This window comes from Aquabacterium sp., assembly GCF_035476535.1.
Classification (GTDB): domain Bacteria; phylum Pseudomonadota; class Gammaproteobacteria; order Burkholderiales; family Burkholderiaceae_C; genus Pseudaquabacterium.
The window spans coordinates 1-20,297 of sequence record NZ_DATILJ010000213.1 but is presented as its reverse complement, the minus strand read 5'-3'; the positions used below and the strand labels follow the sequence as shown (position 1 = coordinate 20,297).

The following is a 20,297-nucleotide window of genomic DNA, read 5'->3' as shown; positions in this document are numbered from 1 at the left end:
ATCGAGCAGGCCACCGCCGCGTCACGGAGCGCGGCGCACAATGCGTCGATCGATGTTGTGGAGCACAGGCCATGGGACTTCTTGATGCAGTGATCGGCTCGCTTGGCGGCGCGCAGCCCGGCGGTGGGGGCGGCCAGGCCGCGCTGCTGCAGGCGGTGATGAGCCTGCTGTCCTCGCATGGCGAGGGTGGTGCCGGGCTGGCGGGCCTGGTGGCACAGCTGTCGCGCGGCGGGCTGGGCGATGTGGTCGGCAGCTGGGTGGGCACCGGCCAGAACCTGCCGGTCTCGGCCGACCAGTTGCAGGACGCACTGGGCAGCGATGTGGTGGGGGATCTCGCGCAGCAGACCGGTATGAACACCGGCGACCTGCTGGGCCAGCTGAGCCAGATGCTGCCGCGCGTGGTGGATCAGTTGACGCCGCAGGGCCAGCTGCCACAGGGCGGATTGGGTGACCTGGGCGGTTTGCTGGGCGGCCTGCTGAACCGCTGAGGCGCGCGGCTAGACATCGAGCTCGTAGACCACCGCTTCGTCGCGCGCCTTGGCCGTGCTGCCGGCCAGCGCCTTGTCCCATTCGGCGGCACCGGCGGTACTCATCGGCGCGAGGCCGGTGGTCATCACCGCGACCTCCTCGGTGCCGGCATCAAAATCGGCGACGCGCACGCGTTGCGCGTTGAACAGCATCGCCGTGGCGGCGCCGTCGGAATCGATGATCACCAGGTATTTGGCAGGTGCTTGCATGGCCCACTCCCGCGCAGATGCGCCTCGAGGGCCGAGTGTGCACGATCTATTTCGCGGAGACCGACAAGCCGTCAGGGTTGTCGGCAGGGGCGGTAGAAGTCCCAGTCGGGCCGGTAGGCGCGGGTGTGCACGTCCAGCAGGCCGAGCACCGAGTGGAAGTACTGGTCGTGCGAGACGTGTTCGTCCAGGCGCTGTTGCAGGCAGGCGTCGGTGGCGCCGCTGCGCTGCGCGAAGCCGGGCGAGAACCAGCTGATCCAGGGCACGTGCTTCTGCGCATCGGGCGCCAAGGCATAGGGCAAGCCATGCAGGTAGAGGTTGTTCTCGCCCAGCGACTCGCCGTGGTCGGAAACGTACAGCAGGGCCGTGTCGGCGGATGCGGCACGGCCCTGCAGCCAGCGGATCGCGGCGGCGAGGAAGTGATCGGTGTAGGCGATCGAGTTGTCGTAGGCATTGACCACCTCGTCGCGGCTGCAGTCCTGCAGTTCCGCGCTGTGGCACTCGGGCTGGAAGCGCTTGAACGCGGCGGGTGAACGCTTGGGGTAGGCCGGGCCATGGCTGCCCATCTGGTGCATCACCAGCACCACGCCACGCGCGCGGCGTTCGGCGGGTAGCGTGGCGATGCGCGCATCCAGGCCGTCGAGCAGGATCTCGTCGAGGCACTCGCCGTCGGCGCACAGTCCGGCATGGCGCAGCGCGCTGGTGTTGACCGTGGGCACGCGTTCGCAGACACCCTTGCAGCCCGCCTGGTTGTCCAGCCACAGCACCGCCAGGCCGGCACGCTGCAGCACGTCGACCAGGGTTTCATGGTCCTGCTGGCGGCTGCCATAGGCTTCGCGCCCGAGGTGCGAGAACATGCAGGGCACCGAGGCCGCGGTGCTGGTGCCGCAGGACCAGGCGTTGCGCTGGCTGGTGACGCCGAGTGCGGCCAGCTCCGGCGTGGTCGGCCGGGCATAGCCGTTCAGCGCGAAGTGGTCGCTGCGCGCGGTTTCTCCCAGCACCAGCAGCAGCAGCGGTGGCTTGGCTTGTGCGGCAGCGGCACGCAATCGGGCGTCTTCGCCCAGCGCCAGCAGCGCCTGCGAACCTGTGCGGCGCAAGGGCTGGGCCGCCACCTGGCCGGCAGCCACCAATGCGTTCAGCGGGTTCACCAGGTAGCGCAGCTGCCGGTGGTTGCGCGAGGTGGCCGACAGCGGCTGGTACACCGACACCAGTGCGGCTGCCAGCAAAGCCCCGGCAGCCAGCAGCAAGAGCAGGTTGTTGCGCAGCTGGCGGGGCCTGCTGCCCCAGGCCAGCGGCGTGCGCCAGACCACCGCCGCCGGCAGCACGCCGATCAGCAGCACGGTGACCAGCAGCCGCGGGCTGAACAGGTCGAGCGCTTCGCGCACGTGGGTCTGCAGCACATTGACGACCATCGTGCTGTCGATCACCACGCCGTAGCTGAGCATGAAGTGCGCGCCGAAAGCGGCGGCCAGCAGCAGCAGCGTCAGCACCGGCTTCAAGGTGCGTCGCCAGTTCAACAGCGCCAGCAGCAGGGACAGCAGGGCCGCGATACCCAGCCCGAGGCCCGCGGCAAAACCGGCGCCACGCCAGCCTGCCAGCAGCTGCAATCGGTGCAGAGCGAACCACAGGGCCAGGTTGCCGGCGCTGGCGATCCACAGGCTCACGGCACCGATCAGCCAGGCGGGTTGCCAGGCGGTGGAGCGGTCGCCGCCGCGCGGGCGGCCTGAGCGGGTGACGGTCGCCGTGGCGGCGCTGCTGGCGCCCGCCGAGGTGGTGGTGTGCATCGCTGCGCAGGCTAGGGCGGGCGGCTTAAGCCAGTCTTAAGCGCGCCGCGGCTGCATCGCACAATGCGGCCATGCGCGTGCTGGTGGTCGAGGATGACGAGGGCATCGCCCAGGGCTTGCGCGCTCATCTGCGGCAGCATGGGGGCGTGGTCGACCTGGCCGGCAGCATCGAGGCCGGCTGGGCCGCGCTGCAGGCCGAGCCTTTCGACCTGGTGCTGCTGGACCTGGGCCTGCCCGACGGTGACGGCAGCGAACTGCTGCAACGCCTGCGCCGGCATGGCGGCGCGGGGCTGCCGGATGCGCACACGCCGGTGCTGATCATGACCGCGCGCGACCAGGTGGCCGCGCGCATCGCGGCGCTGGACATGGGGGCCGACGACTATGTCGCCAAGCCCTTCGACAGCGACGAGCTGGCCGCGCGCATGCGGGCCGTGCGCCGGCGGGCGGCCGGCCGCGCGCAGCCGCTGCTGTGCATCGGCGATGTCGAGATCGACATCGCGACACGCCGGGTGCAGCGCGCCGGCGAGCCGGTGGAGCTGTCCGCGCGCGAGTTCTCGGTGCTGCTGGCGCTGGCCGAGGTGCGGCCGCGCGTGCTGTCGCGCCCGCAACTGGAGGCGCTGCTCTACGCCTGGGATGGTGGACCGGACAGCAACACCCTCGAAGTGCATGTGCACCGGCTGCGCCGCAAGCTGGGCGACACGGTGATCCGCACGCTGCGCGGCGTGGGCTACTTCGTGCCGGCCGAGGCATGATCCGGCGCCGACGCACGCTGGTCGGCGATTTGCTCGGCTGGGCGCTCGGCGCGCTGTGCCTGGTCTGGCTGGGGTTTGTCGTGGTCGGTTTCCGGACCGGCCTGCATGAGGCCGATGAGCTGATCGACGGCCACCTGGCCAGCGTGGCGGCGCTGCTGCTCAGCGAGACCCGCAATGACTTCAGCGATGCACGCGCGGTGTTTCCGGGCGGCGACCCGGCCAACCTGCGGGCCCATGACTACCAGCAATCGCTGAGCGTGGTGGTCTGGGATGCTGCCGGCCGGGTGATCAGCCGCACCGGTGACGCGCCGATACCCCCCTTCGCCGACAGCGAAGGCTTTGCGACGCAGTCGCTCGGCGCGCCCGCGGCGGCCTGGCGCAGCTTTGCGCGCTGGCAGGCGCCCGGGCACCAGCGCCGCGTGATGGTGATGCTGAGCATTGCCGAACGGGATGAGCTGGCCTGGGACATCGGCACCCAGGTGGCCGAGCCGGGGCTGTGGGTGCTGCCGGTGGTGGCGCTGGTGCTGGGACTGGCCATCCGGCGCGGCCTGCGGCCCTTGCGTATCTTGTCCGACGAGGTGCTGGCGCTCGATGTGCAGCGGGCCACGCCGTTGCCGCCGGGCCAGCGACACCAGGAGTTCGGTGCGGTGGTGGAGGCCATCAATACGCTGGTCCTGCGCTACCACGCGGCGTTGGGCCGCGAGCAGCAATTGACCAGCGAGCTGGCGCACGAGCTGCGCACGCCGCTGGCCTCGCTGAGCCTGCATGCGCGTTCGCTGCGCGGCGAGATGGGCGATGAGGAGCGGGCGCAGTCGCTGCAGCGCATCGAACAGGACGCGCTGCGGGCCGGGCAGTTGCTGAACCAGCTGCTGGCGCTGGCGCGCGCCAGCCGCACCGAACTGGACGAAGCCGCCACGCCGGTGGACCTGGCAGACCTGGCGCGCCGCGTGGTGGCCGACTATGCCCAGGCAGCGCTCGATGCCGGGCATGAGCTGGCATTGCAGGCGCCGGCGCAGTGGGGCATCGCCGGGCACCCGGTGCTGCTGGAGCTGGCGCTGCGCAACCTGCTCGACAACGCGCTGGCGCACACGCCGCGCGGCACCGCCGTCGAGGTGCAACTCAACGCCGATGAGCGCTGGCTGCAAGTCTGCGACGACGGTGCGCGGCAGCGCGCGCAGGGCTTGGACAGTGGCCCTGCCGCCGCGGCCGAGGGCGCGTCAGGGCATGCGCTGGGCCTGGGCCTCGGTCATCGCGTGGTCGACAAGGTGGCTGCAGTGCATGGCGGCCGCTTTGCATCGCTGGCGCCGCCGCCGGGCTTCAGCACCTGCTACCGCATCAGCTTCGCCTGACGCGGCGAAGAGGCCGCGCTACATCAGCAGCGTCGATCCCGGCGCCATCGCCATCGCCGGCAGTTCGGGCGCGCTGTCGTGCATCGCGGCGTCGCCATCGGTGCTCAGGCCCATCAGGCTGATCGCGCGGTTCTGCATCGATGCGGCGTCTTCATGGTCGCCGCAGCGGTCCAGCACATCGCTGACGCGCAGCAGCACCTTCACTTCCCAATGCGCATCGGTGGTCTGGCCGGCCAGGCCGGCGGCGGCGAAGGCGTGGTCGCGTGCCCGCTCGCGTGAGGCGCGGCCGGCATGGCGGTCGTCCTCGCTGGCGGCCTGTTCGGCTTCGGCCGCGGCGCAGCTGACCTCGGCCAGTTCGCAGAGCAGGTCGACACGGGCATCGATGCCGGGCAGCATCGCCGCCCAGCGCAACGCCTGCGTCAGGTAGGTCTCGGCGGGGCCGAAGGCGCCCAGCGCCTTCAGGCTGCGCGCCAGCTGCGACAGCGCCTGGCCCATGTCCACCGGGCGCTGGCACAGCGTGGCCCGGTCCAGCCCGCGCATCGCGAGCGTCAGCGCGTGGCGCGCAAAACCTTCGGGCAGGCCGGGTTCGGCGTGGTCGCCGGGTTCGGCGGTGATGCGGCGGGGGACTGTCATGGTGGCGATGCTAGGCCCCGGCGCTGGCGTTGACTTCCCCGCATCCCCGGGGGGCGCGCGTGATCGGCGTCACGCGGTGCTGCTGCGTCCTCAACCCGCGCTCTGGCTGCCGAATTTCATGAAGTAGCCGCGCACTGGCTTGCGCAGCCGCCAGCCCAGCAGCAGCGTGACGATCACTGCGTAGACCGCCCATTCGCCGAAATCGTGCTTGGCCGCGCGCATCCAGAAGAAGTGCAGCAGGCCGAGCAGCACGATGCCGTAGACCAACCTGTGCAGGGCCTTCCAGCGCGCCGCGCCCAGCGCCTTGATCGCGCGGTTGAACGAGGTGGCGGCCAGCGAGGCCATCAGCAGCAGCGCCAGCGTGCCGACCAGGATGAACGGGCGCTTGGGGATGTCGCGCACGATGTCGGCCAGGTCCAGCCCCATGTCCAGCCAGGCATAACACAGGAAGTGCACGGCGCCGTAGAAAAAGGCGTACAACCCGGCCATGCGGCGCAGCCGCGCCAGCGCGTTCCAGCCGCTGAGCTCACGCAGCGGCGTGATCGCCAGCGTGATGCACAGAAAGCGCAGCACCCAGTCGCCGGTGCCGCGGATCAGCGCTTCAGCCGGGTTGGGGCCCAGCGTGTCGGCAATCGCACCCCACACCAGGTGGGCGAAGGGCAGCAGCGCCAGCACGAACAGCAGCGGCTTGGTCGCCGGATGCAGCAGCAGCTTGTTCATCGACGTGCGGGGTGCCGGGGGATCAGAAGTTCTTCGCCAGGTCCATGCCGGCATAGAGCTGGCCGACCTGGGCTTCGTAACCATTGAACATCAGCGTCGGCTTCTTCTTGGCGAAGATGCCGCCGCCGTCGCCGATCGGGCGTTCGGTGGCCTGGCTCCAGCGCGGGTGGTCGACCTTCGGGTTGACGTTGGAGTAGAAGCCGTACTCCTGCGCGGCGGCCTTGACCCAGGCGGTGCGCGGCTGCTTGTCGACGAAGCGGATCTTGACGAGGGACTTGCCGCTCTTGAAGCCGTATTTCCACGGCACGACCAGGCGCACCGGCGCGCCGTTCTGGTTCGGCAGCACTTCGCCGTACATGCCGAAGGACAGGAGGCTCAGCGGGTGCACTGCCTCGTCGAGCCGCAGGCCTTCGACATAGGGCCAGTCCAGCACGCGGGAGCCGACGAAGGGCATGGTCTTGGGGTCGGCCAAGGTCACGAACTCGACAAACTTGGCGTTGCCGGTGGGTTCGACACGCTTGATCAGTTCGGCCAGCGAGTAGCCGACCCAGGGGATCACCATCGACCAGCCTTCGACGCAGCGCAAGCGGTAGATGCGCTCTTCCATCGGGCTGAGCTTGAGCAACTCGTCGAGGTCGAAGACCTTGGGCTTCTTGACCTCACCTTCGACCGCGACGGTCCACGGCCGGGTCTTCAGCGTGTGCGCGTTGCGCGCCGGGTCGGACTTGTCGGTGCCGAACTCGTAGAAGTTGTTGTACGAGCTGGCGTCGGCCTTGGGCGTGGGCTTGTCCATCAGCATCGCACCGGGCACCGCGCTCCTGGCGCCGGGCAGCGCAGTGGCCTGGGCCAGCGCGTCGCGGGCGGCCCAGCTGGCCAGCGATGTGCCCAGCGCGCCAGCGGCCAGGCGCTTCATCCACTCGCGCCGGCCTTCGTAGAGGCAACGCGGGGTGATCTCGGACGAACGGGGGTGCAAAGACATGGAGGCTCCTGTGATGCCTGGGTGGCAGCGCCTGGGCTGCTGCCTGGTAGTCGTTGGGAGTACCCGGCGCCTTACAGCGTTCCTCGCGGCCATGAAAAAGGGCCGGTCATCGACCGGCCCCGTTTGCCTCGCGAGCAGCGTTGATCAGCGCAGGCCGGCCATGTAGTCGGAGACGGCCTTGATTTCCTTGTCGCTGAGCTTGGCGGCGATGGTGCTCATCTGCGGTGAATTGCCGCGCGCACCAGCGCGGAAGGCGTTGAGCTGGGCTTCGGTGTAGTCGGCATGCTGGCCGCCGACACGGGGGTACTGGGCCGGGATGCCGGCGCCGGTGGGGCTGTGGCAGCCGGCGCAGGCCGGCACCTGCTTGGCAGCAATGCCGCCGCGGTAGATCTTTTCGCCCAGCAGCACCAGGTCCTTGTTCTTCGCGAAACCGGGCTTGGTGGGCTTGCTGGCGTAGAACGCGGCCACGTTCTTCATGTCCTCGGTCGACAGCGGCGTGGCCATGCCGGTCATCACGGCGTTCTTGCGCTTGCCGGTCTTGAACTCTTCGAGCTGCTTGAACAGGTAGTCGGCATGCTGGCCGCCGATGATCGGGTTGGCCGGGCTGCCGCGGGAACCATCGGCGGTGTGGCAGGCGCCGCACACCTGGGTGGAAATCGTCTGGCCCTTGGCCAGGTCGGGCTTGGCCGCGGCCTGGGTTTCGGCGGCGAGGGTGGGCGATGCCGGGAGTGCAACCACGGCAGCCAGCAACGTCAGGGCAAGCAACGACTTCATGTCGGGAAACCTTGGGATGGGGGAGGGTAGGGACGGGCCATTGCTGGCCTATCCCCCCCTAAGAACCGGACTTGCGACTTTCACCGCATCCGGCTCAAGCACGACTCTGTGCCTGGGCAACCAAAGATTCTACCGGAGCCCGGCACCTAAGCCTCATTCCGAGGCCGGCTTCGCAACAGACAGACCCAAGGCGTGCAGTTGCACATGGCACACCGGGTGCAGGAGCACCCGGTTCGACAACGAGTCTGACCCGCCATCCACCCGACGGATCAGGTGGTGATCGTGCCAACCCGTTTCGTCCGAGAGGACGCCTCCGCAAAGGGCGCAGTTGCCGTGCTGCGAAAGGTACAGCGAAGCCCATTGCTTGCGGTACGCCATGCTTTGCAGCATGCGCCGCCCGCGCAAGTCCTCGCCGTACGCTTCCCACCGGGGATCAAAGGGGTTGAAGTCTCCTTTGACCTTCTGGTGCCGCACGATCGGTGTATCGGAAAGCCGATACAACCGCAGCCACCCTGGCGTGTCGCCTTCGGTCGGAGTCCTGACTGCGAACTCTGACCTGCCGTCGATGGTGTGCCAGTACTGCTCGGCCACCCACCTCGGGCTCTTCTTCGGATGTCGGCGACGTGCCCAGCGGGTCAAGCGCCACCACAGTAGCGAGTCGAGCCTGCTGAACGTCTCCTTGGCGACCACCGGATGGTGGTACTGCGCCCAACCTCGCAGGATCGGGTTCAGCAGCCCTATGAGCTCCGCCTGTTTCACCATCAGATGCGACATCACGACTTCCTTCACCTTGCTGTAGAACGCTTGCACGTTCTTCTTGCTCGGCTTGATGAGCAGTTTTCCGGAGTACTTCCGGAAGTTCCAGCCCAGGAAGTCGAAGCCTTCGTCGATGTGGGTGACACGCGTCTTGGCCTCGGACAGTCGCAACCCTCGTGTGGCGAGGAACGCTACTACCCACGGCCGGACCTCGGTCTCCAGGAACTCTTTCGAACTCCCGGTGATGACGAAGTCGTCGGCGTACCGGACCACATTGACCTTGAGCTTCTGGACCTTCGACTTGCCCAGCGTCGCCGTGAGGTGCGCTACCAGGCCCGCTTCCAGTCCGTTCAATGCCGCGTTCGCCAGGGTTGGCGAGATGATGCCGCCTTGCGGCGTTCCAGCTTCGGTGGCAGTCAGTTGGCCTTTGTAGACCACTCCTGCCTTCAGCCACTGTTGGACGATGCATTTGTCCATGCGGACGTGGCGCACCAGCCATTCATGGTTGATGTGGTCGAAGCAACCTTCGATGTCTGCCTCAAGGACCCATTGCGGGGATACCTTGCGGGAGAGACACACGAAGATCTGGCTCATGGCATCGGCCGTCGAGCGGTTTCGCCGAAAGCCGTAGCTGTTCGGATCGCTCTGCGACTCGACGACGGGTTCCAGACCGAGCAGGTGGAGTGCCTGCATGGCCCGGTCCCTCATCGTCGGAATGCCCAACGGGCGTTCCTTGCCGTTCGTCTTGGGGATATAGACCCGCCGTAACGGCGCGGGCCGGTATCCCCGTTGCTGCTCCAACCGACTGACCGCTTCGCATTTGCTGGTCGGCGTATCCCATTGCTCGCGGTCGACGCCTGCCGTCCGCTTGCCTTGGTTCTCTGTCGCTCGTCGCACCGCCAAAGCTCTGGCGCTGAACGAGCGGGTCAGCGACCTTTGCAAGGCTTTCACCCGGCGCCAGTCACCTTCCTGCGTTGCCTTCGCTATCCGCATCTGCATTGTTCTCACCTGCTGATCGACTCGCCGCCAATCAATGGCGTGCCAGCCGTCGGGCAAGTGCGAAGACGCAGAGCCACCGATGTCGATGACTTCTTCCATGCTTTCCTCGTTGGTTGAACCCTTCGAGGACGCACTTCTCCCCCTGAGGGAGTCATGCGTCCCCTCAGGGTTTAGAACTCAGCAACCGGCTAGCGACGGTTGCACCACGTGGAAGTGGGCCTGCTTTCGCAGTGGGGCCAAGTCGGAGCCCCTATCCCAGCCGTTACAGCCGAGCATTCGCTTTTTCCACGATCCCATACCCCCTCATCCGACAGGTCGCCTTGCGGCTTCCCTGCCCGGTGCAACTGGTGCACCGGGCAGATGGTGGGGCTTACCACGTTCCTTCGATTGCCGGCGACATGGCAGATGCCGTGTCGTCTCTCCGTTTAGGGTCTGCTTCTCCCGGGGCAGCGGTATGGCGACGTGTCCTTGAGTTTGATAAGGACAGCCCGCGTGCGCGCCGTTTTGGCTATGGCCTGACAGCAGGTTTGGCCATTCAATCGTAACCCGGGTTCAGTCAGCAGTTCACATACGTTACCCATGCGGAACTAGCCTAGCCCCTCCTCCGCCTTCCTGCTGGCAGATTCCATGCGTTCCCTCGCGGGAGATGCACGCCACCGAGGTGGGGGACATTGTTGGTCGGGCTTCACACACGACCGTTACCGGTCATGCATGCCGACGTAGGCTACTGCTGGTCGCGCAGCAGGTCACAGCAAGTGTGACAAGGCAACCGAAGACTTCCCATCGCTCTTGGAGTCTCGATACCGTCTCCCGACGATGCGTCTTGCCGCTTGGGGCGGCGATGACGCGGCTCTGTCACGGTCAGTCAAAGGCCGAAGCCAAAGACATCCCGTCACGCGTCCCGCCCAGGGGCGGGAGTGGACTCCTGCAGGGGTTTCACCTGCGACCTACCCGAAGGCAGGTCCTCTCTGGAAGGCTGCATTACCCCGCAGCTAGGGAGAGCGACACCGACCGTGTCGCACCAAACCCAACGATTTTACAATGCTCCATGACCGACCCCGTTTCCGTACCGCCGCACGCCGCACCCGGGCCTGCGGCCCCGACCCCCGAAGAGCGTGCCGCGCTGTCGTGGACCCAGAGCGCGCGCTTCCTCACCACCGCCAGCAAGCTCGAGCAATTGCCGCCCCCCGGCCTGCCGGAAACCGCCTTTGTCGGCCGCAGCAATGCCGGTAAGTCCACCGCGATCAACACGCTGGCCCAGCACCGCCGGCTGGCTTTTGCGTCGAAGACGCCGGGCCGCACGCAGCACATCAACCTGTTCGAACTGGGCCCGGCCGACGCGCCCGACGCGCTGTGGGCCGACCTGCCCGGCTACGGCTACGCCGCCGTGGCGCGCGACGCCAAGCTGCGCTGGCAGCAGGTGATGGCCGATTACCTGCGCAACCGCCATGCGCTGGCCGGCGTGGTGATGATGGTGGATTCGCGGCACGGCTTCAAACCGCTGGATCGGCAACTGCTGGAGTTCGTCTCGCCGCGCGTGGGCATGGGCGAGGTCAAGTTGCTGGTGCTGCTGACCAAGGCCGACAAACTGAGCCGCAACGAGGCGGCGCGCTCACTGGCGCAGGCGCAGGACGTGTTGGGCGAGGTGGCGACCGAGCACTCGGACATCAGCATCACGCTGTTCTCGGCACTCACGCGACAGGGTTTGGGCGATGCAGCCTGTACGCTGCGCGCATGGACACCGACGACGCCCTCGACCTCGCCTACGAACCCGCCCCCGATCCCCATACCCCCGACACCTTCCACCTGACGCTGCCGCACGGCATCCGCCTGTCGTGCCGGGCCGCCGGTGCGGTGGACGCGCCGCAGCGGGTGTTGCTGCTGCACGGCTTTCCCGAGGCGGCCTTTGTCTGGGACGAGGTGATCGCCGCGCTGGCCCCGCAGGCGCGCTGCCTGGCGCCCAACCTGCGAGGCTACGAACACTCCAGCGCGCCGGCGGCGGTGGAGGCCTACCGGGCCAAGCATCTGGTGGCCGACCTGGTGGCGCTGATCGAGCACCTGGGCGCGCCGATCGATGTGCTGGTGGCGCATGACTGGGGCGGCGGCGTGGCCTGGAACCTCGCGGCGCTGCGGCCGGAGTTGGTCAGGCAGCTGGTGATCGTGAATTCGCCGCACCCCGGCGCCTTGCTGCGCGAGTTGCGCGACAACCCGGCCCAGCAGGCGGCCAGCGATTACATGCATGAGCTGATTCAGCCGCAGGCGGCCAGCCGGCTGGCCGCGAACGACTTTGCTTTGCTGTTCGACAAGCTCAGCCGCTTCGGCCAGGCCCGCTGGCTGACGCCGGCGCTGCGCCAGCGTTACCGCGCGGTCTGGGCCTGCGGCCTGGACGGTGCGCTGAACTACTACCGCGCCTCGCCGCTGCGGCCGCCCAGCGCGGCCGATGCGTCGATCCACACGCTGCAGTTGCCGCCCTCGGTGGTCAACGTGAGCGTGCCGACGCGCATGCTCTGGGGCGAGGCCGATCAGGCCCTGCTGCCGTGCTTGCTGGACGGCCTCGAACAATGGGTGCCGCAACTGCAGGTCGAACGGGTGCCCGGTGCATCGCACTGGATCGTGCATGAAGAGCCGGCGCGGGTGGTCGAGACGATCTGCCAGGCCTTGGCCGACGCGCAAGCCGCTACGGTCGGCCGATGAAGAGGACCAGCCCGGCGCTGCCGCCCGGCGCGTAGGTCAGGCCCAGGTACAGCGGGCCCATGCCGGTGTCGGCGCCGACGAACAGGCTCATGCCGCTGCGCAGGTCGGATAGCCGGATGTCGCCGCTGCGGGCCCAGGCATTGCCCAGCTCGAACGATCCGCCGACGAAGAAGCCGCGGGTCAGCGTGGGCGTCTGCGACAGGCGCCGGTACCAGGTCAGGCGCAGCAGCATCACATCGTTGCCGGTCAACTGGCCGCTCTGATAGCCTGATAGCTGATGAAAGCCGCCGAGCTGGTAGCGCTCGACATTGAGCGACTGCTTCTGGTCGGCGATCTGCAGCAGGCCGTGGATGCTGAAAGTGTCGGCCCCGAAGCTGCGCGCCACCATGCCCTGGGATTCGACGCGCGTGAAATTGCCGCTCAGGTCGCCGCGGCGCCGGCCCCACCAGATCTCGCTTTCCATGCGGTAGCCCGACTGCGGGAAGCTCGGGTAGTCCAGCTGGTCGATCACCGCCCGGGCACGCAGGCCGTCCTCGGTCCAGCGCGCCGTTTCGGTCCGGCCCGGGTAGTCGGCGCGCACGATCTCCGGCACCGCGCGCAGGCGCAGGTGCGACCAGCCCAGCCGGAATTCACCGAACTCGCCCCAGGGTTGGCCCAGGTCGATGCCGGAGAGCCCCAGGTCGCGCCGGAAGATGGCTGATTCGTCGCCGGTGTCGGCCTGGTAGCGCAGCAGGCGCCGGCGTTCCACGCCGCCGTAGCCGGCGACGAACCAATCGTCGGCCCGCGACGAGGTCCAGGCCAGCGGGTGGTACAGCTCGGTGAAGGCGAGCGGCACCTCGCCGATCTGCACCCGGTTGCGCCACTCGGTGCCGTTGCGCGTGAGCCAGTGCCGGTTGTGGCTGAGCTTCAGATTGAAGGCGCTGCGGCCGCGGAAATCGGTGCTCAGGTCGATGCCGGCGCGCAGGTAGTTCGGGCCCCAGGACTTGTCTTCCAGCTCGAACACCAGGCCGTCGCCGGTGGCTTCATGCACCAGCTGGTAGTCGGCACGGGTGTAGTCGCCGCCGCCGGCCAGGCGCTTGGCGTCGCGCTCGGCACGTTCGGCGTCGAAGGCTTCGCCGGCCTTGGACTCGAGCATCGCTTCCAGCCGCTCGGGGTTGGTGTGGGTCGTGCCCTCGATGCGCACGAAGGCCAGGCGGGTGTCGGCCAGCGGCCGGGCCCGATGGCGCTGCTGCCAGGCGGCGTAGTCCGGCGCCGACGTCGACAAGACCGCGAGCTTGTCGCTGCGACCACGCGCGCCGGCCATGCCGAGGGCGATCAGCCTTCGCACCTCGGCAAAGTCCGACGAACTCAGCGTGCCGAGCTCGGGCGCGATCAGCACGTCCGCTGGCTTCAGCGTGGCCAGGCTGCGCTGCACGTTCTGCTCGGTGAGGATGTTGATCATCTGCTGCGTCAGCCCGACCGCAGAGCCCAGCGCCGCCCGGCCGGACAAGGGCGTGCCGATGTTGACGACGATGACGATGTCGGCGCCCAGCGCGCGGGCCACATCCACCGGCGTGTTGTTGACCAGCCCGCCATCGCCCAGGATGTGGCCATCGATCTCGATCGGCGCAAACACACCCGGCACGCTCATGCTCGAGCGCAGGGCCAGCGCCAGGTCGCCGCCGTCCATCACCACGGCCTGGCCGGTTTCCATGTCGGTGGAGACGGCGCGGAAGGCGATCGGCAGCGCATCGAAGCTCTGCACGCCGCGCACCGGCAGCGTGTAGCGGCGCAGCAGCGATTCGAGCCCGCGGCTGGACACGGCGCCTTGCGGCGTGCGCAGTTCCCCGTCGCGCAGGCCGAGTTCGATCAGCGGAGAGATCTCGAAGTCCTCTTCCTTGCGCCGCTGCGACAGGTGCCGGCGCTCGATGCGCGGCGAGAACACCTCGTCCCAGCGCACCTGCAGCAGTTCATGCTCCAGTTCATCGGCGCGCATGCCGCTGGCATAGAGCCCGCCGACGATGGCCCCCATCGACGTGGCGGCGATCACGTCGACCGGGATCTGCATCTCCTCCAGCACCTTCAGCACGCCGACATGCGCCAGCCCGCGGGCGCCGCCGCCGGAGAGCACCAGGCCGATGCGTGGGCGGCTCTTCTGCGCCGCCGGTTCCGCGGCGGTGGCCGGGATTGCGATGGCCAGCAGCGTCAGCGCGGCAGCGAGTGCCGCCGCAAGCAGGCCACGCATCAGCGGGCGGGTCCGCCCATCGTGCGCAGCACGCGGCTGGCGGCGCTGCGCACCAGCGAGCGTGGCTTCAGCGGGACCGCCAGCTGTGCGGCGAACAGGCGCTCGATGGCGCGCAGCCGCAGCGCCCAGTGACGCGAGGCGCTGGCGTCGCGCATCAGCCAGCTTTCGCCGTCGCGGTCCACCCACAGCAGCTGCAGCAGCCGCCATTCGCCTTGCAGGTAGGTGCGCACATGGTTGCCCGGTTGCAGCGCCAGCAGCTCGGATGGCACGCCCGGCGCGGCCGGGGCCGGCGAGGCTTCGGGCATCAGTTCGGCGGGCACGGTGTCCATGGTGCCGATGTCGATCGGCTCGCTGGCCTCGTCCCGCGCCAGCTGCAACTGGGTGATTTCGTTCTGCGCCAACAGCACGGCGCGGTCCAGGCTGTGGCGCTCGAAGAAGCTGATGCGGCCCGAGGCCCACTCGAAGCGGGTGATGTCTGCGGCGCCGTCGGCCACCAGATGGTCGACCAGCTGGCGCGCAAAGCTCAGCGCGCGGTCGGCCTCGGCGACTTGCGCGGTGGTCAGCAGGAAGGCCAGCCGGTCCATGAACTGCCAGACCGGGTGGTCGTAGTCGTCCAGCATGGCGGTGTCCTGCACGGCCAGGCGCAGCGTGGTCGGATGCAGGCGCAGCACCAGCGGCACGCAATCGGCGGGCAAGGAGCGGTCGGACTGGATCGCATCGAACAGCCGCGAGAGCAGTTCGATCAGCTGCTGGTCAATGCGCGGCGCGCTGGGGGCGGCGGTCGCTGCCGGCGGGTCGACGGGATTCAGTGGCATCGGCAGGCTGGCGCGCAGTTCCTCCAGGCTTTGCGACACGGTGGCCTGGGGCGAGTCCATCGCGCCGCGCAGCGTCGGCGTGACAACGATGGTGCGGTGCATCGCCGGCTCGATGCCCTGGTCGTCCAGCCGGGTGCAGGCACCGGCATAGCCCTGGCGCAAGGTGCGGGCCAGCGGTGTCGCGGCGTCGTGCAGGAAGGAAGCATGGCCGCCGCGGCTCAAGGGCACGGCTTGCACTCCCTCCCACAGCGCGCGCACATAGGTTTCGGGTCGGAACGGGTTGTGGTCGCGCGACACATTGAGGTCACCAACCAGTGCCGAGGTGTAGGACTGCAACTCGCGCAGTTCGAACTCCGCCATTGACTTGATGCGCTCGACGGCGCGCGAGATCTCGATGTCGGAGGTCACGGCCTCTTCGTCGATCAGCGACAGCTCCAGCTTCATGGGTGCTGCCGGCGCCGCGGATGCGGCGGGACCGGCGCCGGCCCCGCTGATCTCCGCTTGCACATGCGCGCGCAGCGCTCGCACGGCCTCGGACACCAGATCGCCGCGGTGCATCTGCAAGACTCGCGCGGCATCACCGCCGTGCCGGGTTTGCGGCCCGATGGCCAGCCGCCATTGCTCATGCACCGCATCGACCACCTGGTCGAACAGCAGGGGCGCGCGGAGCATTTCGTCTTCGACGAAATCGTGCAGAGTGGGGCGTTTGCTCATCAGGCTCAGCGAGTTGACGACCGATTATCAATCGATCCCCCACCGTCATGCCACAAAGCGAAACGGGCCCCCGAAGGAGGCCCGATTGTTGGCAAAGCCCTCGGCAAGTTGAGCGGCAGCCCGCAAGGGCTGTCCGTTCGAACGCGCCGAGTTATTGCGGCGGCAAAGCCGTCCGCAACAACATTACATGTCCATGCCCATGCCGCCCATGCCGCCCATGCCGCCGCCAGGCATGCCGCCGGCGCCGGATTCGTCCTTCGGCGCTTCGGCCACCATGGCTTCGGTGGTCAGCATCAGGCCGGCCACCGATGCTGCGTTCTGCAGCGCCGTGCGCGTGACCTTCGTGGGATCCAGGATGCCCATCTCGATCATGTCGCCGTAGGTGCCGTTCGCGGCATTGAAGCCGTAGGTGCCCTTGCCTTCCAGCACCTTGTTGATCACCACGCTCGGCTCGTCGCCAGCGTTGGCGACGATTTCGCGCAACGGCTGCTCGACAGCGCGCAGCACGATCCGGATGCCGGCGTCCTGGTCGCTGTTGTCGCCCTTGATCGTACCGGCGGCCTGGCGGGCACGCAGCAGCGCGACGCCGCCGCCAGCCACGATGCCTTCTTCAACGGCGGCACGCGTGGCGTGCAGCGCGTCTTCGACACGGGCCTTCTTTTCCTTCATCTCGACTTCGGTGGCAGCACCGACCTTGATGACGGCGACACCGCCGGCCAGCTTGGCCACGCGCTCTTGCAGCTTTTCGCGGTCGTAGTCGCTGGTGGCTTCCTCGATCTGCACGCGGATCTGCTTGACGCGGGCTTCGATGTCCGCAGCAGCGCCGTTGCCGTCGATGATGGTGGTGTTTTCCTTGCCGATCTCGACGCGCTTGGCTTGACCGAGGTCAGCCAGCGTGACCTTCTCGAGCGTCAGGCCGACTTCTTCGGCGATGACCTTGCCGCCGGTCAGGATGGCGATGTCTTCCAGCATGGCCTTGCGGCGGTCGCCGAAGCCCGGGGCCTTGACGGCGCAGACCTTCAGGATGCCGCGGATGGTGTTGACCACCAGCGTCGCCAGGGCTTCGCCTTCGACTTCTTCAGCGACGATCAGCAGCGGACGGCCGGCCTTGGCCACTTGCTCCAGCGTGGGCAGCAGGTCGCGGATGTTGCTGATCTTCTTGTCGAACAGCAGCACGAAGGGGTTGTCCAACAGCGCCGATTGCTTCTCGGGGTTGTTGATGAAGTACGGCGACAGGTAGCCGCGGTCGAACTGCATGCCTTCGACGACATCGAGTTCGCTGTTCAGGCTCTTGCCGTCTTCGACGGTGATGACGCCTTCCTTGCCGACCTTGTCCATCGCCTGGGCGATGATGGTGCCGACTTCTTCATCGCTGTTGGCCGAGATGGTGCCGACCTGGGCGATTTCCTTGCTCGTGGTGGTGGCCTTGGATTGCTTCTTCAGCTCGGCAACCAGGGCCACGACGGCCTTGTCGATGCCGCGCTTCAGGTCCATCGGGTTCATGCCCGCGGCCACGTACTTCATGCCTTCGCGCACGATCGACTGGGCCAGCACGGTGGCGGTGGTGGTGCCGTCACCGGCGATGTCGCTGGTCTTGGAAGCGACTTCCTTGACCATTTGCGCGCCCATGTTCTGGAGCTTGTCCTTCAGCTCGATCTCCTTGGCCACCGAGACACCGTCCTTGGTGACGGTGGGGGCGCCGAACGAGCGCTCGAGCACGACGTTGCGGCCCTTGGGGCCCAGCGTGACCTTGACCGCATTGGCCAGGATGTTCACGCCTTCGACCATGCGGTGACGGGCGTCAGCGCCAAAAATGACGTCTTTAGCTGCCATGTTGTATCTCTCCGGAATTCAGTGAATGGGGGCTTGGCGAGGGGTTGATTACTTCTCAACCACGGCGAAGAGATCTTCCTCGCGCATCACCAGCAGTTCGTCGCCATCGACCTTGACGGTCTGGCCGCTGTACTTGCCGAACAGCACGCGATCACCCACCTTGATGTTCAGGACAACGAAGTCGCCCTTGTCGTTGCGCTTGCCGGGACCGACGGCCAGCACTTCACCCTGGTCGGGCTTTTCGGCGGCGTTGTCGGGAATCACGATGCCTGAGGCGGTCTTGGTTTCTTGTTCCAGGCGCTTGACGATCACACGATCGTGCAACGGACGAAGTTTCATCACATCTCCTTGATGTCGCAGTCAGCTATAACAGGCCGGCGCCACGGAAGTGAGCGCCTATTTGCATGTTTGTGGAGCTTGGCAGCCACTGGCTGCCAAGCTTGTTAGCACTCAAGCTCGTCGAGTGCTAGCAGACTGATTATAGGGACGCCTGCGCCGCGTTCAAGAGGGCGGGTGCAATGAATCGACCGGCCGGCGTCAATGTGCGGGCGTGTCGGTGTCGTCGTCCGATGGGTCGGGTTTGGCTTCGACGCGGTAGCGCTCGCTGGCCCAGGCGCCCAGGTCGACGCTGCGGCAGCGTTCGCTGCAGAACGGGCGCCAGGCGTTCTCCGGCGCAAAAAGCGCCGGCCTGCTGCAGGTGGGGCAGGGCACCTGGCGCGCAGAGCGGCTGTTGCCGGGAGGTGCTGCGGTGGACATCGCGTGGATCAGGAACAGAGGGTCAACTCGAAGGCCATGTCTTCGTTGGCGGGCCGCATGCGGCCATCGGCCTCGCAGCGCATCAGCCGGATCGAAACGATCAGCCGGTGGCCGCTGATCTCGGGGATCAGTCCGGCTGTTTCGTCGATGCGCAGCCGCAGCAACTGGTAGCTGCGCCCTGGCGGCAGGCTTTGCTGGTACTGGCCGCCGCTGCTCATCACCTTGTGCGGCGCACCGGCATCACGCAGCAGTTGCAGCAGCACCTGCAGCGCTTCGGCCAGCGGCGCCAGCGTTGCCACCCAGGCGCCGAGGTCGGCGCGGCGACGCCCGGCATCGAACTGCTGCCAGGCGTAGTAGGCCGGCAGATCGAACTCGCAGGTGCCGCCAGGAATGCTGATGCGGCTGCGCACGCTCATCAGCCATTCGTTGCTGGTCAGTGACTGGGCCGCCTTGCCGGCCTGGTGGTTCAGGCCGTCGAAGGCGTGGTCGATGCGGCCGATGATGCCGTCCAGCGCTGCTTGCGAAACCTGCGGATTGCTGCGGTAGGCCACCAGTTGGGCCTTGTGCCTCTCCAGCTCTTTCAGCAGATCAGACTTCAGATCGGCACGCGACGAGACGTCCATGATCTCGAACAGCGTGACCAGGGCGAAGTGGTGATCGACCGCGGTATCCCGCGGCATCAGCTGGCCCAGCCTGTCGAGCAGGTGCTCCAGCCGCAGCATCGTGCGGATGCTCTCGTTGAACGGGTACTCGTACAGAACCAAGGCGCGCTTCCTCGTCAGGCGGCAGCCGTCCGGCCGGCCGCGACGCAGGATTGTTTCACAGCCCCGTTTCCGCTCACGCCGGGCTGGTCAACCAGATCTGCCACAGGCTCGCCACATGCTCGCGCAGTTGCTCGACGGACAAGTGCTCGTTGTGGATCACCGCATCGGCGATCGCGCGCCGGGCGGGGCGGGACGCTTGTTGCGCGATGACATGGCGCACCTGCGCCTCGCTCCAGCCGGAGCGCGCGACAACACGTTCGACCTGGGTGGCTTCACTGCAATCGACCACCAGGACGCGCTGGCAGCGGGCGCGCCAGTGGCTGGACTCCGTGAGCAGCGGTACGTCGAACACCACCGGGCCCTGAACCTGCGCGGCCTGTTGCTGGGCCATGCTGCCGATCATCGGGTGCAGGATGGCTTCGAGCCGGCGCTTGGCCGTGCTGTCGGCAAACACCCGTGCGCGCATCTGGTTGCGGTCGAGCGCACCGTCAGCCCTTGCGACGTCGTCGCCGAAGCTCGCTCGCAAGGCCGGCATCGCCGCACCGCCAGGGGCTGTCAGGCTGTGCGCGATGGCGTCGGTGTCGACCAGGGTGGCGCCGAGCGCGACCAGCATGCCGCCGACCGTGCTCTTGCCGCTGCCGATGCCGCCGGTCAAGCCCATGCGCCAGGGGCGGCTGTGCATCAACCGGGGATCCACAATCGGCTGAGCTGGGTGCCGTAGAACATCGCTGCCACACCGCCACCGGCCAGGTAAGGACCGAAGGGGATCGGCACGCTGCGGCCATGGCCGCGCGCGACGATCATGTAGACGCCGACGCAGGCACCCACGGCGGACGACAGCAGGATGATCGCTGCCAGCACCTGCCAGCCGAGCAGGGCGCCCAGCCCGGCCAACAGTTTGAAGTCGCCTTCGGCCATGCCGTCAACATGGCGCACAGCCTTGTACAAGCGGGCCACGGCCCACAACGAGAAGTAGCCGAAGAAGGCGCCGAGTGCAGCGTCATTCAAGGACACCTG

20 protein-coding genes are annotated in these 20,297 nt (G+C 67.7%); 5 read left to right on the top strand and 15 right to left on the bottom strand.

Annotated elements, in window-relative coordinates:
* Window positions 1-71 precede the first annotated feature (71 nt).
* A complete protein-coding gene (locus tag VLK61_RS20960) occupies window positions 72-488 on the top strand; it encodes a YidB family protein (RefSeq protein WP_325423574.1) in 417 nt (138 codons plus the stop codon).
* A gap of 9 nt (window positions 489-497) precedes the next feature.
* Here the strand turns inward: VLK61_RS20960 and VLK61_RS20955 are convergent, their stop codons facing one another.
* Together VLK61_RS20955 and VLK61_RS20950 are read right to left on the bottom strand one after the other, a co-directional pair.
* On the bottom strand, window positions 498-737 hold the full coding sequence (locus VLK61_RS20955; protein WP_325423573.1) for a hypothetical protein: 240 nt from the start codon (window positions 735-737) through the stop codon (window positions 498-500).
* Window positions 738-808: 71 nt separating this feature from the next.
* Entirely contained in the window at window positions 809-2,518 is a 1,710-nt protein-coding gene (locus VLK61_RS20950; RefSeq protein ID WP_325423572.1) for a phosphoethanolamine transferase, read from the bottom strand.
* A gap of 71 nt (window positions 2,519-2,589) precedes the next feature.
* Here VLK61_RS20950 and VLK61_RS20945 point away from each other — a divergent pair, with 71 nt between their 5' ends.
* Window positions 2,590-3,270 (top strand): response regulator transcription factor, encoded by a 681-nt coding sequence (locus tag VLK61_RS20945; protein ID WP_325423571.1) that lies wholly within the window; start codon window positions 2,590-2,592, stop codon window positions 3,268-3,270.
* Complete coding sequence (locus tag VLK61_RS20940) at window positions 3,267-4,619, top strand: histidine kinase dimerization/phospho-acceptor domain-containing protein (protein ID WP_325423570.1); 1,353 nt, start codon at window positions 3,267-3,269, stop codon at window positions 4,617-4,619. Before VLK61_RS20945 ends, VLK61_RS20940 begins: the two co-directional genes overlap by 4 nt.
* A gap of 18 nt (window positions 4,620-4,637) precedes the next feature.
* Here the strand turns inward: VLK61_RS20940 and VLK61_RS20935 are convergent, their stop codons facing one another.
* From VLK61_RS20935 to ltrA, 5 genes are all read right to left on the bottom strand, one after another.
* A complete protein-coding gene (locus tag VLK61_RS20935; RefSeq protein WP_325423569.1) occupies window positions 4,638-5,252 on the bottom strand; it encodes a hypothetical protein in 615 nt (204 codons plus the stop codon).
* A 90-nt stretch (window positions 5,253-5,342) separates the two neighbouring features.
* Window positions 5,343-5,972 (bottom strand): sulfite oxidase heme-binding subunit YedZ, encoded by a 630-nt coding sequence (locus VLK61_RS20930; RefSeq protein WP_325423568.1) that lies wholly within the window; start codon window positions 5,970-5,972, stop codon window positions 5,343-5,345.
* Between the two features lie 22 nt (window positions 5,973-5,994).
* Window positions 5,995-6,951, bottom strand: coding sequence for a protein-methionine-sulfoxide reductase catalytic subunit MsrP (gene msrP / locus VLK61_RS20925; RefSeq protein ID WP_325423567.1), 957 nt, complete (start codon window positions 6,949-6,951; stop codon window positions 5,995-5,997).
* Window positions 6,952-7,095: 144 nt separating this feature from the next.
* On the bottom strand, window positions 7,096-7,725 hold the full coding sequence (locus VLK61_RS20920; protein ID WP_325423566.1) for a c-type cytochrome: 630 nt from the start codon (window positions 7,723-7,725) through the stop codon (window positions 7,096-7,098).
* A gap of 153 nt (window positions 7,726-7,878) precedes the next feature.
* Window positions 7,879-9,579: a group II intron reverse transcriptase/maturase gene (gene ltrA, locus VLK61_RS20915; RefSeq protein WP_325423565.1), complete on the bottom strand. Its 1,701-nt coding sequence runs from the start codon at window positions 9,577-9,579 to the stop codon at window positions 7,879-7,881.
* 949 nt (window positions 9,580-10,528) lie between these two features.
* Between ltrA and yihA the strand changes: the two genes are divergently transcribed.
* On the top strand, window positions 10,529-11,290 hold the full coding sequence (gene yihA, locus VLK61_RS20910; RefSeq protein WP_325423564.1) for a ribosome biogenesis GTP-binding protein YihA/YsxC: 762 nt from the start codon (window positions 10,529-10,531) through the stop codon (window positions 11,288-11,290).
* Window positions 11,215-12,174, top strand: coding sequence for an alpha/beta fold hydrolase (locus VLK61_RS20905; protein ID WP_325423563.1), 960 nt, complete (start codon window positions 11,215-11,217; stop codon window positions 12,172-12,174). The genes yihA and VLK61_RS20905 overlap by 76 nt, the downstream gene beginning before the upstream one ends.
* Here VLK61_RS20905 and VLK61_RS20900 read toward each other — a convergent pair.
* The 8 genes from VLK61_RS20900 to VLK61_RS20865 form a co-directional block, all read right to left on the bottom strand.
* Entirely contained in the window at window positions 12,158-14,398 is a 2,241-nt protein-coding gene (locus VLK61_RS20900) for a patatin-like phospholipase family protein (RefSeq protein ID WP_325423562.1), read from the bottom strand. The two genes, VLK61_RS20905 and VLK61_RS20900, sit on opposite strands and share 17 nt — an antisense overlap.
* On the bottom strand, window positions 14,398-15,927 hold the full coding sequence (locus VLK61_RS20895) for a DUF1631 family protein (RefSeq protein WP_325423561.1): 1,530 nt from the start codon (window positions 15,925-15,927) through the stop codon (window positions 14,398-14,400). Before VLK61_RS20895 ends, VLK61_RS20900 begins: the two co-directional genes overlap by 1 nt.
* A 183-nt stretch (window positions 15,928-16,110) precedes the next feature.
* Window positions 16,111-17,760 carry a chaperonin GroEL gene (groL, locus tag VLK61_RS20890; protein WP_325423560.1) on the bottom strand — a complete coding sequence of 550 codons (1,650 nt, stop codon included), beginning with the start codon at window positions 17,758-17,760 and terminating at the stop codon, window positions 16,111-16,113.
* 48 nt (window positions 17,761-17,808) lie between these two features.
* A complete protein-coding gene (gene groES / locus VLK61_RS20885; protein ID WP_088284330.1) occupies window positions 17,809-18,099 on the bottom strand; it encodes a co-chaperone GroES in 291 nt (96 codons plus the stop codon).
* A gap of 198 nt (window positions 18,100-18,297) precedes the next feature.
* Complete coding sequence (locus VLK61_RS20880; protein ID WP_325423559.1) at window positions 18,298-18,516, bottom strand: DNA gyrase inhibitor YacG; 219 nt, start codon at window positions 18,514-18,516, stop codon at window positions 18,298-18,300.
* Between the two features lie 8 nt (window positions 18,517-18,524).
* A complete protein-coding gene (gene zapD, locus VLK61_RS20875) occupies window positions 18,525-19,280 on the bottom strand; it encodes a cell division protein ZapD (protein WP_325423558.1) in 756 nt (251 codons plus the stop codon).
* Window positions 19,281-19,353: 73 nt separating this feature from the next.
* The gene (coaE, locus tag VLK61_RS20870) at window positions 19,354-19,962 is read right to left on the bottom strand and encodes a dephospho-CoA kinase (RefSeq protein ID WP_325423557.1); all 609 of its coding nucleotides are present in this window, start codon (window positions 19,960-19,962) and stop codon (window positions 19,354-19,356) included.
* The coding region (locus tag VLK61_RS20865; RefSeq protein WP_325423556.1) for a prepilin peptidase at window positions 19,962-20,297 on the bottom strand (336 nt) is incomplete at its 5' end. The genes VLK61_RS20865 and coaE, both read right to left, overlap by 1 nt.